Genomic DNA, 15,267 nt, shown 5'->3' on the forward strand with positions numbered 1-15,267 from the left:
TGAAATTTGGATACAATTTTATAATTTTCAAATCTATTTTAACAAAGGATATCTTATGAAAAATGAAGTAAAAAAAGTAGTTTTAGCGTATTCTGGAGGGCTTGATACGAGCATTATTTTAAAATGGCTTCAAGATGAGTATAATTGCGAAGTTGTAACTTTTACAGCAGATATTGGTCAAGGCGAAGAACTTGAACCTGCAAGAAAAAAAGCCCTTTCTTTAGGCATAAAAGAAGAAAATATTTTCATTAAAGATTTAAGAGATGAATTTGTTAAAGATTATGCATTTCCTATGTTTAGAGCCAATGCGATTTATGAAGGAGAATATCTTTTAGGAACAAGTATAGCAAGACCACTTATAGCAAAAACTCAAGCACAAATTGCCCTGCAAACAGGTGCTGATGCGGTAAGTCATGGTGCCACAGGCAAAGGAAATGATCAAGTGCGTTTTGAACTTGGTTATCTTGCTTTTAATCCCGATTTAAAAATCATCGCTCCATGGCGTGAGTGGGATTTAAACAGTCGTGAAAAACTCCTTGCTTATGCACAAAAACACGGTATTGATATTTCTAAGAAAAAAGGAAAATCTCCTTATTCTATGGACGCAAATTTACTTCATATTTCTTATGAAGGACTTGTTTTAGAAGATCCTGCACACGCACCCCAAGAAGATATGTGGAGATGGAGTAAAAGCCCAAAAGACGCTCCAAATGAAAGTGAAATTATAGAACTTGATTTCCAAAAGGGAGATTTAGTAGCGATAAATGGAGAAAAACTAAGTCCTGCAGGACTTTTAACCAAACTTAACGAACTAGGCTGCAAACACGGTATAGGACGCCTTGATATAGTAGAAAATCGCTATGTAGGAATGAAAAGTCGTGGTTGTTACGAAACTCCAGGCGGTACTATACTTTTAAAAGCACACAGAGCGCTTGAAAGCATCACTCTTGATAGAGAAGCAGCACACTTAAAAGATGAACTCATGCCAAAATACGCAAGTTTAATTTATAATGGCTATTGGTTCTCGCCTGAAAGAATGATGCTTCAAGCCTTAATCGATGAGTCTCAAATTCACGCCAATGGCAGAGTAAAACTCGAGCTTTATAAAGGCAATGTGATGGTTATAGGACGTGAAAGTGCGAACGATAGCTTGTTTAACGCAGCTTATTGTACTTTTGAAGAAGATGAAGTGTATAATCAAAAAGACGCAGCAGGCTTTATCAAGCTTAATGCTTTGCGTTTTATCATTGCAGGAAAAAATGGAAGAAAATTTTAATAAAGGAATAAAATGAAAGTATTATTAATCAAAGATGTAAAAGCACTTGGAAAAGCAGGAGAAATAAAAGAAGTAAAAGACGGCTACGGACAAAATTTCTTAATCGCTAAAGGCTTTGCTAAAGCAGCTACTAATGAAGTTTTAAGAAAATACGAAAGCGATAAGAAAAAAGAGGCTGAAAATTTACGCTTTGAAATCGCAAATTTAGAAAAACTCAAAGAAGAACTTAGCAAAATCACTCTTGAAATTTCAAAACCCGTAGGTGCAAATGGAAGTTTGTTTGGTGGTGTAACCAAAGATGAAATCGCTCATGCCCTAAAAGAACAAAGCCATATAGAAATCGATAAAAAAAGTTTAGAATGCGACACCTTAAAAAGCTTAGGAATTCACGAGGTAAGCGTAAAACTTGGACACGCAATCCATGCTAAATTTAACATAAACATAAAGGCAGAATAATGTTTCACGCAACAACGATTTTAGCTTACAAAGGTAAAAATAAATCCGTAATCGGCGGAGATGGACAAGTAAGCTTTGGAAACACGGTACTAAAAGGCAATGCTGTAAAGATTAGAAAACTTAATAATGGAAAAGTTTTAGCAGGTTTTGCAGGATCGACAGCTGATGCTTTTAATCTTTTTGATATGTTTGAAAATCTCCTTCAAAGTTCTAAAGGCGATCTTTTAAAAGCAGCGATTGACTTTTCTAAAGAATGGAGAAAAGACAAATACCTAAGAAAACTTGAAGCCATGATGCTTGTACTTGATAGAAATCACATTTTTCTACTTTCTGGTACAGGCGATGTGGTCGAACCTGAAGATGGGCAAATCGCAGCCATAGGAAGTGGTGGAAACTATGCACTTTCAGCTGCTAGAGCCTTAGCAAAACATGCAAATTTAGATGAAGAAGAACTTGTAAAATCAAGCCTTCAAATCGCAGGTGAAATTTGCATTTACACCAATACCAATATCAAAACTTATGTAATCGAGGATGAGAAATGAATCTAACTCCAAAAGAAATTGTTAAATTTTTAGATGATTATGTTATAGGACAAAAAAAAGCTAAAAAAATCATAGCTATAGCTTTAAGAAATCGCTACCGCAGAATGCAACTTAGCCCTGAATTACAAGATGATATCGTACCTAAAAATATCTTGATGATAGGTTCTACAGGTGTAGGAAAAACAGAAATCGCTAGGCGTTTAGCTAAAATGATGGGCTTTCCTTTCATCAAAATCGAAGCGAGCAAATATACTGAAGTGGGTTTTGTAGGTCGTGATGTGGAAAGCATGGTAAGAGATCTTGCCAATGCAGCTTTAAATTTGGTAAAAAATGAACAAAGAGAAAAAAACAAAGATAAAATTGATGAATTTATAGAAAATAAAATTTTAGAAAAACTTTTACCACCTTTACCAAAGGGTATCAGTGATGAAAAACAAGAAGAATATAAAAACAGTCTTGAAAAAATGAGAACTAAACTAAGAAATGGCGATCTTGATGAAAGCACCATAGAGATAGAAATTTCACAAAATATGTTCGATACCAATCCTAACCTACCTCCTGAAATGGGTGCAATGCAAGATATAGTTAAGGTTATAGGCGTTGGCAGTAAAAAAGTCAAAAAAGAAATGAAAATCAAAGACGCTAAAAATGCTTTAAAAAACGAAGCAGGAGAAAAAATCCTAGATCAAGAAAGTATCAAAAGCGAAGCCTTAAAAAGAGCGGAAAATGAAGGGATTATTTTTATTGATGAAATCGATAAAATCGCTGTTTCAAGCGGAAATTCAAACCGCCAAGATCCAAGTAAAGAAGGGGTGCAAAGAGACTTACTTCCTATAGTAGAGGGATCAAATGTACAAACAAAAATAGGTACTTTAAAAACCGATCATATTCTTTTTATCGCCGCAGGGGCTTTTCATCTTAGCAAACCAAGCGATCTTATCCCTGAACTTCAAGGACGCTTTCCTTTAAGAGTGGAATTAGATAGTCTTGATGATAAAGCTCTTTATGAAATTTTAACACGTCCTAAAAATTCACTTTTAAAACAATACTCTCAGCTTTTAAAAACTGAAAAATTAGAACTTGAATTTAATGATGAAGCCATTAAAGAAATAGCAAAAATAGCTTCAAGAGCTAATGAAGAAATGCAAGATATAGGTGCTAGACGCTTGCATACTGTGATAGAAAAATTACTTGAAGATTTAAGCTTTGAAGCTGATGAGTATGCAGGTAAAAAATTCGTAGTGGATAAAAAAATGGTAGAAGAAAAACTCGGAGATATCATAGAAAATAAAGATCTTGCAAGGTATATTTTGTGAAAAGTGGCTTTGTTAGCATCATAGGGCGTACTAATGCAGGAAAAAGTACTTTAATCAATTCCTTATTAGAAGAAAAAATCGCCCTAGTTTCTCACAAACAAAATGCCACAAGGCGTAAAATCAAAGCCATAGTGATGCATGAAAAAAATCAAATCATTTTCATCGATACCCCAGGACTTCACGAAAGCGGTGCTAGGCTTAATCAACTGCTTGTCCAAAGTGCTATTAAATCCATGAGGGATTGTGATGTGATTTTATTTGTGGCAAGTGTTTTTGATAACACAAAAGACTATGAAAATTTTCTTAGTCTAAGCCCACAAGTACCACATATCATCGCTTTAAATAAAGTAGATTTAACCGATAATGCTACGCTTTTAAAAAAACTTAGTGAATATGCAAAATTTAGCCAACATTTTAAGGCTATCATTCCTTATTCCTCCAAGAAAAAAAACTATAAAAAAGATTTATTAGATGAGATAGTAAAATACCTTGATGAACATGAGTATTTTTATGATCCTGAATTTTTAAGTGCGAGTAGCGAAAAAGAACTTTATAGAGATTTTATACTTGAAAGTATTTATGAAAATTTAAGCGATGAGCTTCCTTATAGTAGCGAAGTGCTTATCCATCGCACCAAAGATACTCCCGATCTTTTAATCCTAGAAGCCAATATCATCACCGATACAAACTCTCACAAGGGTATGCTTATAGGAAAAGAAGGAGCAACTTTAAAAAGAATAGGCAAAGATGCACGCTTTAAAATTTCAAAACTTGCACAAAAAAAGGCACTTTTAAAGCTTTTCGTAACAGTGAAAAAAAACTGGCAAAAAGATGAAGAATTTTTAAAAAAACTTTTAAATGATGAAAATTAATTCATTAAATAAAATAAATTTTATAAAATCTACAGATTTGCTTTATACTCAAAGAACGGGAATATCCAAAGAAGACGAACTTTTTAACAATTTAACCGCAGATTTTAAGCTAAGTAAACCCTTTGACTACCAAATAGCTTTTTTTAAACATAATGAAATTTATCATTGTTTTTTAGCACCTGTTTACAAATTGAAAAAAAGTCGTTTTTGCTTTCCCGAACCTTTAATTTTTCAAGCTTTGTTTGATGAAAGATTTATTAAGGAAAGTGATTATTGTGTTTTAAATTTATATGATCAAACTTTATATTTATATTTTTACCAAGAAGGAAAATTTATCAATCTTAAAAAAATCGAAAATTTCAACCCAAGTAATATGGATTTATTTTTTAAACAAAATCGATTTATAGAACTTTTAAAACACTATGAAAGCAAACTGCTACTTTATCAGGATTTGGATACAATCAAACATTACTTCTCATCTCAAATAAAATGTTTAAATCTAAATGATATTCTTGATAAAAATAGTTTATTGAAATTAAGTTCATATAGCATAAAAAATCTAGATCAAAATTGTAATTTTATCAAGCATAATAAAATAAAAATATCTATTTCTTTTAAAATTATATTAATATTTATTTTTAGCTTTAGTCTTAGTATGATAATTTTATTATTTAAAGATTTTATAGAGTACAAACAAAATAAGGAAATTCAAAATAAAAATTTTATCATACAAGAAGAAATTTCTAAACTAAAACAAGATAAGCAAAAATTATTAACAAACATACAAGATTTAAACTTTACTCTTTCTAATAAAATATCATCTACACAACAACAATTTCATATTTTATCCACCATAACAAAAGAAATCAATTTAGATAAAAATAAGGCAATCATTCTAAATCAAATCATATCATGGCTTAACTCCAATGAACTTAAAATCACAAATCTTGAATTTGAACAAACAAAAATCATTCTTTCTTTTATCGATGAAAACCACTTTAAAAGAGCATTAGAAAATCTAAATTCTGCTTTTAAAATTCTTGATAAAAATAAAGAAACATTTAATATCATATTAGAAGTCATACATGAATAAAATAGAAGTATTTTTGCAAAATTTAAATCCTAGGGAAAAATTTCTTTTTATTTCTTTTATCTGCCTTTGTGCTTTGTTTTTAGCTTTTAAAATTCACGATCACTTTTTGGAAGATATTTTTCAAAAAACATTAGTAGAACATAATTACCTTGCATTAAATGAAGCAAAAATAGAAAATTCACATCTTAAAGAAATAGAGACAAAGCTAACAAAACAGATAAAAACAGAGGAAGAAAAATTAAAATACTATAAAGAAAAATTACATTTATTTTCTTATGATAAAGATTTTTTCAATAAAAAAATCAATAATTTATCCAAAAATTTAATCATTAATGAAATAAAATTTTCCCAAGAAAACAAAAATTTTATTCACTATAATTATGTTTCTCTAAGTTTAAATGGCAACTTTAAAGACTTGCTCAATTTTATACAAAATTTAGAAAATCTTCCTATAGCTTTAAAAATTGATAAAATAAAACTATACAATACACAGGGTTTAAAATTAAAGCTTGATTTAATGTTTAAATTTATTAATTTATAATAATATTAAAATGTTATATTTTTAAATATTATTATAAAAAAATATTTAAAAATATTGTAATTTAATTATTTTTCTATTACTATTAGTTAAAATATTTTAAGCATAAAAAAGAAAGGTGTTGAGAAGTGACTAAGCAAGAAATACAAAAACTCGATACAAATTTCCTAGGTCATCCCAAGCCTTTATTCTCTCTATCAATGGTAGAACTTTGGGAAAGATTTGCTTTTTATGGCATACGATCTTTACTTGTGCTTTTCATGGCAACAACCATAAGCAAAGGTGGACTTGGAATAAGTACTGAATACGCCTCGGCAATTTATGGCATTTTTGCAGGATGCTTGTATTTAACAGCACTTCCTGGAGGCTGGATTACTGATAATTATTTAGGGCAAAAAAGGCTTTATTTTTAGGTTCTTTTATTATAGCTTTAGGACATATTAGCATAGCCTTATCTATTTTAAGCACACCTATGTTTTTCTTAGGGCTTACTTTTATCGTTATTGGTACTGGATTTTTTAAAACTAGCGCTTCTGTAACAGTTGGAATGTTATACAAACAAAATGATACAAGATGCGATACTGGCTATACGATTTTTTATATAGGAATTAACATTGGAGCATTCATTGCTCCTCTTATATGTGGTTTTGTTCAAGCAAAATGGAATTATCATTTAGGATTTGGCATAGGAGGTTTAGGTAATCTCTTTGCTTATTTTATATTTTAAAGCTATCCCTGAGCTTGAAGAATTTCATAAAAATTACACTTTAAAGCGAAACTGGGAACAACCATTTAAAAAAAGTAAAAATTTAACTCTTATACTAAGTATAAGCTTGTTAAGTATTATTGGATTTTTTCTAATTTTCATTAATCTTGCAGATATTAATCCCATAATACTATCAAAAAAACTTCTAATTGTAATTTTACTATGTTTGGACTCTCTATAATGGCTGAGATTGCCCCTGATTTAATCAAAAATCAAATCATGGGACTTTTGGTTTGTAGCAAGTGCGCTTGGAAATTTTGTTGCAGGATTTATAGGAGGAAATGTCAATATTAAAAACATCGATCAACTTTCCAGTATTTTTAGGCAATGTATGTGGATGCTTTTTGTTGTAGCGCTTTTACTTTTTATTGCCAAAAAATCAATTTATAAAATTCTTAACGAAAAAAATAAGCAATTATCTAATTAAACCTAAAATACAAAATACACCAAAGTTGAAAATTGATCTTAATATTTCTTTTTTTATATTTGTAAAAAAGTAACATTATGATATAAATCATTTAAAAATATTACAAAGTTATACATATTTTTTAATTTCTTGTCTATAATTTATAAATAAAAATACATAAAGGATATAAATTGAGTAAAAATGTAAAAAATTTAGATACTTCATTTTTTGGACATCCAAAACCACTTTTATCTCTTTCACTTACTGAGCTTTGGGAAAGATTTTCTTTTTACGGAATTCGTCCCTTGCTTTACCTTTTTATGATAGCAAGTTTTGAAAAAAGTGGAATGAACTTAAAACCTGAAGAAGCAAGTGCAATTATGGGAATTTTTGCAAGTTGTTTATATCTTGCTGCTTTGCCAGGTGGGTGGCTTGCGGATAATTACTTAGGACAAAAAAGAGCAATTTTACTAGGTGCTTTAACTATAGCATTTGGACATTTGTGCATAGCCTTTTCTTATTTTAACAATAAAATGATTTTTGTTGGTATGGTTTTTTTGGTTATAGGTACAGGACTTTTTAAAACTTGCGCTTCTGTAATGGTTGGAATGCTTTATAAAAAAAATGATACAAGGCGTGATTCTGGTTTTACTCTTTTTTATATGTGTTTTAATTTTGGTGCTTTTGTAGCTCCTTTAATTTGCGGCTTTTTACAAAAAGAATACGGATGGCACTTTGGTTTTGGTGCAGGTGGGATTGGTATGCTTTTAGCGGTAATTATTTTCTACCTAAAAACTATGCCTGATTTAAAAGAATTTGATGAAAAAGTTGGCATAGACTCTACTTGGGATAGACCAAGCAAAAAAAGCAAAAACGTATTTTACATCATCATTGCATCAGGTATTGTTTTACTTGGAGCAATATTTTTAATCCTTAGTGGTTTTATAAAATTAGATGCACAAGTTATTAATAAAAATATTATTTTAACTATCTTAGCTTGTGCTGGAATTTATTTTTTATATCTTTTCGCTTTTACTTCTTTAAAAATAGAAGAAAAAAGAAATTTAATTATTTTTATTGTTTTATTTTTAGCGGCTGCGTTATTTTGGTCAGTATATGAGCAACAATACACTTCTTTTAATTTTTTTGCAGAAAAATTAACAGATAAAACCATATTAAATTATGAAATTCCTACAATATGGTTTCAATCTCTTGGAGGTTTATTTGTTATACTTTTTGCACCTTTTAGTGCTTTTATATGGACTATATGTGCCAAAAATAATAAAGAAATTTCATCTATTATCAAATTTGCATTAGGACTTTTGGGTGCAGCTTTAGCATTTTTAATAATGGCTTTAGCTTCAAATCATGCAATTAATTTAAATGGCGATGCTAATACATTAAGAGAAAATTTAGAAAATTCATCGCAAATTATTTTAGTTTCACCTTGGTGGCTTGTCAGTAGCTTTTTGCTTATGGTTTTAGGAGAGCTTTGCCTTTCCCCTGTGGGACTTTCTATAATGACAAAAATTGCACCTAATTTAATTAAATCTCAAGTCATGGGACTTTGGTTTGTAGCAAGTGCATTAGGCAATGCTTTAGCTGGATTCATAGGTGGTAAAGCAAGTGAAGAAAATATAGCTTATTTGCCAAATTTATTTTACCAATGTATGTGGATATTACTTGGTGCTGTTATAATTTTACTTATACTCAAAAAACCTATCAATAAAATACTAAAAAATTAATATTAAGGAGAAAATATGAGTATTTACAAACAAAGAGTATTAGAACTTAGAAGATTAATGAAAGAAAATAATATTGACGCCTATCTCATCTTAAGTGCAGATCCACATTTGAGCGAATATTTACCAGAATATTACAAAAACAGAATCTTTATCAGTGGCTTTAAGGGTTCTGTTGGAACAGTTCTTATCACACAAGAAGAGGGCTTTTTGTGGGTAGATGGAAGATATTGGCTTCAAGCACAAAAGGAATTAGAAGGTAGCGGTATACTTTTACAAAAACAAGATGCTAAAAATACTTTTACCAAATGGTTGGAAAAAAATTTAAGCGAAGATCAAATTTTAGGCATCGATTTTGCACTTTTACCTTTATCTTTACAAAAAGATTTACAGATTAATTGCAAGGCAAATTTAAAACATATAGATTTGATAAGTCCACTTTGGAAAGATCGTCCCACTTTACCACAAGAAAAAATTTATGAACACGAACTAGAATACTGCTCTTACTCAAGAAAAGAAAAATTAGCATTAGTGCGTCAAAAAATGAAAAATTTAAATGCTACTTCTCATTTAATCTCCAGCCTTGATGATATAGCTTGGCTTACAAATTTAAGAGGGAATGATGTAAATTACAATCCTGTATTTTTAAGTCATTTGCTAATCTTGGAAGACAAAGCTTTGCTTTTTGTTGATCAGAAAAAAGTAAATTCAGAACTTGAAAAAAAATTAAATTTAGATGGGTTTTGGCTTAAAAATTATGATGAAATCATCATGGAGCTTGAAAAACTTGCAAATACAAATTTGCTTATTGAACCTTCAAAAATGACCGCTTTACTCATAAATTCTTTAGATAAAAGCGTAAAAATCATTCAAGAAATTAATCCAAGCACTCACTTAAAAGCAGCTAAAAATACAAAAGAAATAGCGCATATACAAGATGCTATGATAGAAGATGGAGTGGCTTTATGTAAATTTTTTGCCTGGCTTGAAGAAGCGATAGAAAATAAAGAATTAATAAGCGAATTGGACATAGATGCTAAAGCAAGCGAATTTAGAGCACAAAGCAAGTACTACATAAGTGATAGTTTTGCCACTATAGCAGGCTTTAACGAAAACGCAGCATATCCACATTATAAAGCCACAAAAGAGAGTTTTGCTTATCTTAAAAAAGATGGGCTTTTACTTATTGATTCTGGTGGACAATATAAAAACGGTACAACAGATATTACACGCGTTGTACCAATAGGAAAGGCTAATGCAGAACAAATTCATGACTATACCTTGGTTTTAAAAGCACATATTGCCATTTCTAGTGCAATTTTTCCAAAAGATATAGCTATGCCCTTACTTGATGCAATCACACGCGCACCTTTATGGAAAGAACAAATTGACTATATACACGGCACAGGACATGGCGTGGGATATTTTTTAAATGTCCATGAAGGTCCACAAGTTTTATCTTATCTATCCCCTGTGCTTGAAAAAACAAAAGCCAAAGAAGGTATGCTAACCTCCATAGAGCCAGGTATTTATAAAGTAGGTAAATGGGGTATAAGACTTGAAAATTTAGTTATTCATACCAAAGTAGAAAATCCTAAAAATAAAGATTTTGGAGAGTTTTTATACTTTAAACCTGTTACCCTTTGTCCTTTTGAAATATCTTGTATTGATACAAAAATGTTAGATGAAAAAGAAAAAGAATGGTTAAACAATTATCACAAAGAAGTATTTGAAAAACTTTCTCCTAAGCTAGGTGATTATCCAAAAGCTCTAGTTTGGCTTGAAAAAAAAACAAAAGCCATCTTTTAAGATACTTTTTTGTTAACATAGATAAATTTTCCTTGTATTAAACTTATAATTTGTTTAATACAAGGTTTTTAAACCAATTGCTAAAAAAGTTTTTTTGAAAAACTCAATTTACAACTAAAAATTATTTAAAATATCCAAGTTCAATCATTTTTTGATAAATTTTAGCTACAGTTACCCCTGAAGTAATATTTCTCCCACCATGTTCCAAAAGAACGGTAACTACATATTTTGGCTTAGAATAAGGAGCATAAGAAGTAAGCCACGCATGAGATCTAGTATAATACTCAAATTGTTTTTCATCGACCCTATTTTTATCTGTCTGTGAAAATCCCACAACCTGAGCAGTTCCTGTTTTTGCTGCAACTTTCACATCAAGATTATGCAAATAACGATAAGAGGTTCCTCCTTGCTCATTAGCAACAGCATACATTGCATCTCTTATATAAGGCAATTGACTCTTTTCAAATAAAGTAAAAATTTCTTTTTTATTTTCATCCATTTGATTTTCTATAGTTGTATTATTATTTTCTATACTTTTTAAAAAATGAGGTATAACCTCTCCACCTTTTGCGATTTGAGCTGTATATCTAGCAATTTGCATAGGTGTTGCAAGAAAATTACCTTGACCTATAGCTGTATTTAAAGTATCACCTTGAAACCAAGATTGTCTATATCTTTGCATCTTCCATTCTTTGCTTGGTAAAGTCCCTACAAATTCACTAGGTAAATCTACCCCTGTTTTCGCTCCAAAGCCAATGCGAGATAAAGTTTCACTTATTTGATCGATTCCAACTTGCAAACTGCCATTATAAAAATAAACATCACAACTATATTTTATCGCATGTTTTAAATCCACAGGTCCATGGCCTGATCGATTCCAACATCTAAAAAACCTACCTCCAAGCTCAATGCTTCCATTGCAAACATATTGAGTCGACGGGCTAATATTTTTAGAATTTAAAAAAGAAAGCCCTACTCCCATTTTTACAACAGAACCTGGAGGATAATATCCATTTATAAGTTTATTTGTAAAAGGATGATCAAGACTATTTGAAAGCTCGTCCCAATCCTTAAAAGAGATCCCTGTTACAAAAGGATTAAGATCATATTCAGGGAAACTCCCTGCAGCTAAAATAGATCCATCATTTACATTCATAATTATAGCAGCTCCAGCATTCCCTTCAAACAATGAAGTTAAATAAGACTGAAGCTCTATATCTATCGTAAGTTCTATATCATTAGACATAGCAGGAGTGTAAGAAAGCTGTTCTACTTCTTGATTTAAGGCATTAACCTTATAAACCCTAGTTCCTTTTTCTCCTTGTAAAATATCATTATAATAGCGTTCTATACCGCTTTTTCCCGTATAGTTAGAAAGTTTTGCTATTTCATTTTCTTGAACATCTTGCAAATTTGCCTTACCTACATACCCAATAATATGCGAAGCCAATTTTCCAAAAGGATATTTTCTTTTTACAACAGGATCTATTTTTATTGTTTTATTAAGATTTAACTCTGAATAATGCGGAATAATCTCATCGTAAGGTATAAAATCTACAACTTTAATAAAATCTTGATTATAGTAAGAATCATTTCTCTTATAAATTTCTGCTAATTTACTAGCATTTAAATCAGGAAATAAATTTGCAAGTTCAGATAGTTCTTTATCTAGAATTCCTTTATTTGACTTTTTAATACTTAAATAAGGTTTAATAGAAATACTAAAACCCAAATCATTAATAGCCAATAAAGTTCCATTTCTATCTGTAATTTGACCCCTAACAGGTGCTAAAAATTCAGTTTTTATGGCATTTTGTTTAGCAAGTTCTTCATAATATACATTTGATTTTATACTCAAATAATACACACGACTTAATAAAAATATAAAAAACAATAGTATAAATCCAACAACTAAACGCATTCTCATTTAAATTTTACCTTTAAAAAACACATAAGCTAAACAACATTCTATAAAAACTGAAACAATATACGCCCATCCTAAAATTTTAATTTTTTCATCTCCAATATAAGACAATATCATATCCAAAAACAAAATAATGCCGTAAGCACAAAGCACAAAAACAACAGGGATAAATTTACCAATTTTTAAATTTGTCTTAATCCAATCTGCACAAAGATAATAAAAAATAAAAAATGCCAACCAAGATGAAAAAATAAAAAAATTATAAGTTATATCAGTAAAAAATAAAAAAAATAAAGAAAAATACCATCTAAAATCAAGCTTTGAAAAAGTTCTTTCTCTCTCTTCTAGTAAGCAAAACATATAACAGAAAAAAATCCCATAAAGTAACGGAGCATATATAAAAGTCGAACCAAGAATCTGATAGATTAGAAAAAAAAATCCTAAAAAGACATAAGCTCCATTAAATTTTGCTTTATAAGCACTTAAATTTCTTCTCATTTATCAAGACCTAAAGTTTGATTGATAATAATATCTTCTAAAGAATCAAGGCCAAATTTATTCAAATTTGAAACTAAAATAGAGTCTTTAAATTCATTTTTTAACTTAGCTTTTTCACTTTGATTTAATTTATCGCATTTGGTAAAAACTTTTAAAATTTTTTGATCAGGTCGTAAAAATCTTTTCAAATAGTCATTTAAATTTACATCGATCTCTAAATGAGTATGTCTTGAGTCGATTAAATGTATAAATAACTTTATCGAGGTTCTTAATTTTAAAAATTCATCTAAGTTTTGATTCCATATTTCTTTTAAATTTTTAGAAACCTTTGCATAACCAAACCCTGGCAAATCGATAAAATTGATATTAAATTTTTCTTCATTTCTTTTGCAAGTTACTTCGAAAAAATTTATAAGCTGAGTTTTTCCAGGAGTTGCCGAACTTTTGGCTAAATTTTTTTGTTTGCACAAAGAATTGATTAAAGAACTTTTTCCGACATTGGAACGCCCTAAAAATGCTACTTCACTAAAATTTGAGCTCAATTTCTCATCAAATTTCACTAAAGAAGTGATAAATTTAGCACTAATTATCATTTGTCTTTAAGATCAAACACAAAACGAGCAGGTTTTTGATCCTTACTCTCCACTCGATAAATATTAGCTTTTCTATCGACTATTATTTTATCACCAAAAAGTTTTTGATTACTTCCAAGCTCATTTATATAAGCATGACCATTAATCTCGTAAGTATCTTTAATAACATTATAAATAAATTTATCTCCACTACCTTTATAAGTTTTACCCTTTAAAACAATCTTAAACCTAGCGTTTTGCATTGCTTCATAACGAATAGGTTTGCGATTTTTATCCGTATAAATAATCAATTTTTCAGAATTTAAAATATCATCACCCCTAATTACTTCTACATTTCCACTAAGAATACTTTCACCCTTATTTTCATCTGAGTAAAAATTTAAAGCTTTTACTTCAATTTGAGTTGCCCAAGTTACACTTACACAAGCTAACAATAAAATTATTTGTCTTGCAACCACGCATTTACTCCTTGGATATTTAAAATTTTGTTTTTTGTATCATAGTTTAAAGTATTTCCATTAATAATACTTCCATTGATCAGAGCTTTAAAATTAGTATTTGTGTGTAAAATTTTATCCTTAGGTTGGTATTCTACCTCTTGAGAAATAATTTTGACATTATTAGTACCTATATAAGTAACATTTCCTTCAAACAAAACCTTGCTCATATCTTTATTGAAAAACTCTAAACGATTCGCACTAAGATTAAAATCTAAATTTAAAGTAATAAAATCATTAAATTCATCTCTATCTGCATATCTCACCCAAGAATTTGCCTTATAATATGCCTTAATTGTACTAGCATTACTCTCATAAGCTTTCAAATTTTTAGCCTCAATATTTTTAAAATTTAAAGCATTAGTTTGCAAATTCAAAGAATACGGATCTTGCAAACTTAAAATCGTAAAAGTAATTGTAAAAAGAGCAATTAAAATTCCAAAAATTTTTATAGCCAAAGCTTATTCCATTCTTCTTCTAGATGATTTTTTTCTACTAAAATTTCTATCATCTGTGCTACAGCAGCCTTACCACCTTTTTTGCTAAGCACTATGTCTACATTTAAATTTTTATGACCATCTTTTGGCTTAAAACTAAGTCCTACACTTTCAAGCAAAGCCTTATCGTTAAAATAATCTCCAATAGCCGCACACTGAGAAAAATCTAAATTAAGTTTTTGTAAAATTTCTTTTGCACAAGCTAACTTATCCTTGATGCCTTGATATAAAATTTCTATTTTTAAATCTTTAGCTCTTTTTTCAACACAAGGACAATTTCTACCTGTAATAATAGCAATTTTTTTACCAAGCTTTAGCCAAGCCTCGATAGCCGCTCCATCTTTTACATCAAATTCTTTAATAAATTCTCCATTAGAAGTATAAATAATCTTCCCATCAGTTAAACAGCCATCTACATCCAAAAAAATCAATTCTGTCATAA

Annotated in this window: 15 protein-coding genes and 1 pseudogene; 10 read left to right on the plus strand and 6 right to left on the minus strand. The window is 29.7% G+C overall.

The annotated features are described in order from the left end of the window. Positions 1–55: 55 nt before the first annotated feature. The 10 genes and pseudogenes from AJ881_RS06030 (at position 56) to AJ881_RS06085 (ending at position 10,816) form a co-directional block, all read left to right on the plus strand. Positions 56–1,276 carry an argininosuccinate synthase gene (locus AJ881_RS06030; RefSeq protein WP_070282738.1) on the plus strand — a complete coding sequence of 407 codons (1,221 nt, stop codon included), beginning with the start codon at positions 56–58 and terminating at the stop codon, positions 1,274–1,276. Between the two features lie 12 nt (positions 1,277–1,288). Continuing rightward, a complete protein-coding gene (rplI, locus tag AJ881_RS06035; RefSeq protein WP_002781628.1) occupies positions 1,289–1,732 on the plus strand; it encodes a 50S ribosomal protein L9 in 444 nt (147 codons plus the stop codon). Beyond that, on the plus strand, positions 1,732–2,274 hold the full coding sequence (hslV, locus tag AJ881_RS06040; RefSeq protein ID WP_002776411.1) for an ATP-dependent protease subunit HslV: 543 nt from the start codon (positions 1,732–1,734) through the stop codon (positions 2,272–2,274). Before rplI ends, hslV begins: the two co-directional genes overlap by 1 nt. Further along, entirely contained in the window at positions 2,271–3,590 is a 1,320-nt protein-coding gene (hslU, locus tag AJ881_RS06045) for an ATP-dependent protease ATPase subunit HslU (RefSeq protein WP_004305504.1), read from the plus strand. Before hslV ends, hslU begins: the two co-directional genes overlap by 4 nt. Next, positions 3,587–4,462, plus strand: a complete 876-nt coding sequence (era, locus tag AJ881_RS06050; RefSeq protein ID WP_070282736.1) for a GTPase Era — start codon at positions 3,587–3,589, stop codon at positions 4,460–4,462. Before hslU ends, era begins: the two co-directional genes overlap by 4 nt. Continuing rightward, positions 4,449–5,555, plus strand: a complete 1,107-nt coding sequence (locus tag AJ881_RS06055; RefSeq protein ID WP_079862187.1) for a hypothetical protein — start codon at positions 4,449–4,451, stop codon at positions 5,553–5,555. The genes era and AJ881_RS06055 overlap by 14 nt, the downstream gene beginning before the upstream one ends. Then, positions 5,548–6,096, plus strand: a complete 549-nt coding sequence (locus AJ881_RS06060) for a hypothetical protein (RefSeq protein WP_004305497.1) — start codon at positions 5,548–5,550, stop codon at positions 6,094–6,096. Before AJ881_RS06055 ends, AJ881_RS06060 begins: the two co-directional genes overlap by 8 nt. Positions 6,097–6,221: 125 nt before the next feature. Then, positions 6,222–7,286: pseudogene (locus AJ881_RS09580) on the plus strand (oligopeptide:H+ symporter). Positions 7,287–7,456: 170 nt separating this feature from the next. After that, positions 7,457–9,010: a peptide MFS transporter gene (locus tag AJ881_RS06080; RefSeq protein WP_070280608.1), complete on the plus strand. Its 1,554-nt coding sequence runs from the start codon at positions 7,457–7,459 to the stop codon at positions 9,008–9,010. Positions 9,011–9,025: 15 nt separating this feature from the next. Beyond that, entirely contained in the window at positions 9,026–10,816 is a 1,791-nt protein-coding gene (locus AJ881_RS06085; protein ID WP_070282728.1) for an aminopeptidase P family protein, read from the plus strand. Between the two features lie 121 nt (positions 10,817–10,937). Here AJ881_RS06085 and mrdA read toward each other — a convergent pair whose 3' ends face one another. Genes mrdA through AJ881_RS06115 form a run of 6 tightly spaced genes read right to left on the minus strand, consistent with a single transcriptional unit; the run spans position 10,938 to position 15,265 of the window. Next, positions 10,938–12,743 carry a penicillin-binding protein 2 gene (gene mrdA / locus AJ881_RS06090; RefSeq protein ID WP_052949642.1) on the minus strand — a complete coding sequence of 602 codons (1,806 nt, stop codon included), beginning with the start codon at positions 12,741–12,743 and terminating at the stop codon, positions 10,938–10,940. Beyond that, positions 12,744–13,238 (minus strand): membrane protein, encoded by a 495-nt coding sequence (locus tag AJ881_RS06095; RefSeq protein WP_002855248.1) that lies wholly within the window; start codon positions 13,236–13,238, stop codon positions 12,744–12,746. Next, entirely contained in the window at positions 13,235–13,831 is a 597-nt protein-coding gene (gene yihA, locus AJ881_RS06100; RefSeq protein WP_052858983.1) for a ribosome biogenesis GTP-binding protein YihA/YsxC, read from the minus strand. Before yihA ends, AJ881_RS06095 begins: the two co-directional genes overlap by 4 nt. Further along, complete coding sequence (locus AJ881_RS06105; protein ID WP_002859586.1) at positions 13,828–14,289, minus strand: LptA/OstA family protein; 462 nt, start codon at positions 14,287–14,289, stop codon at positions 13,828–13,830. The genes yihA and AJ881_RS06105 overlap by 4 nt, the downstream gene beginning before the upstream one ends. Next, positions 14,271–14,786 carry a hypothetical protein gene (locus tag AJ881_RS06110; RefSeq protein WP_044778962.1) on the minus strand — a complete coding sequence of 172 codons (516 nt, stop codon included), beginning with the start codon at positions 14,784–14,786 and terminating at the stop codon, positions 14,271–14,273. The genes AJ881_RS06105 and AJ881_RS06110 overlap by 19 nt, the downstream gene beginning before the upstream one ends. Then, entirely contained in the window at positions 14,777–15,265 is a 489-nt protein-coding gene (locus tag AJ881_RS06115) for an HAD-IIIA family hydrolase (RefSeq protein WP_044778964.1), read from the minus strand. Before AJ881_RS06115 ends, AJ881_RS06110 begins: the two co-directional genes overlap by 10 nt. Positions 15,266–15,267 lie beyond the last annotated feature (2 nt).

Origin of the sequence: Campylobacter sp. BCW_6460 (genome assembly GCF_001762705.1) — a bacterium.
Lineage (GTDB): Bacteria > Campylobacterota > Campylobacteria > Campylobacterales > Campylobacteraceae > Campylobacter_D > Campylobacter_D jejuni.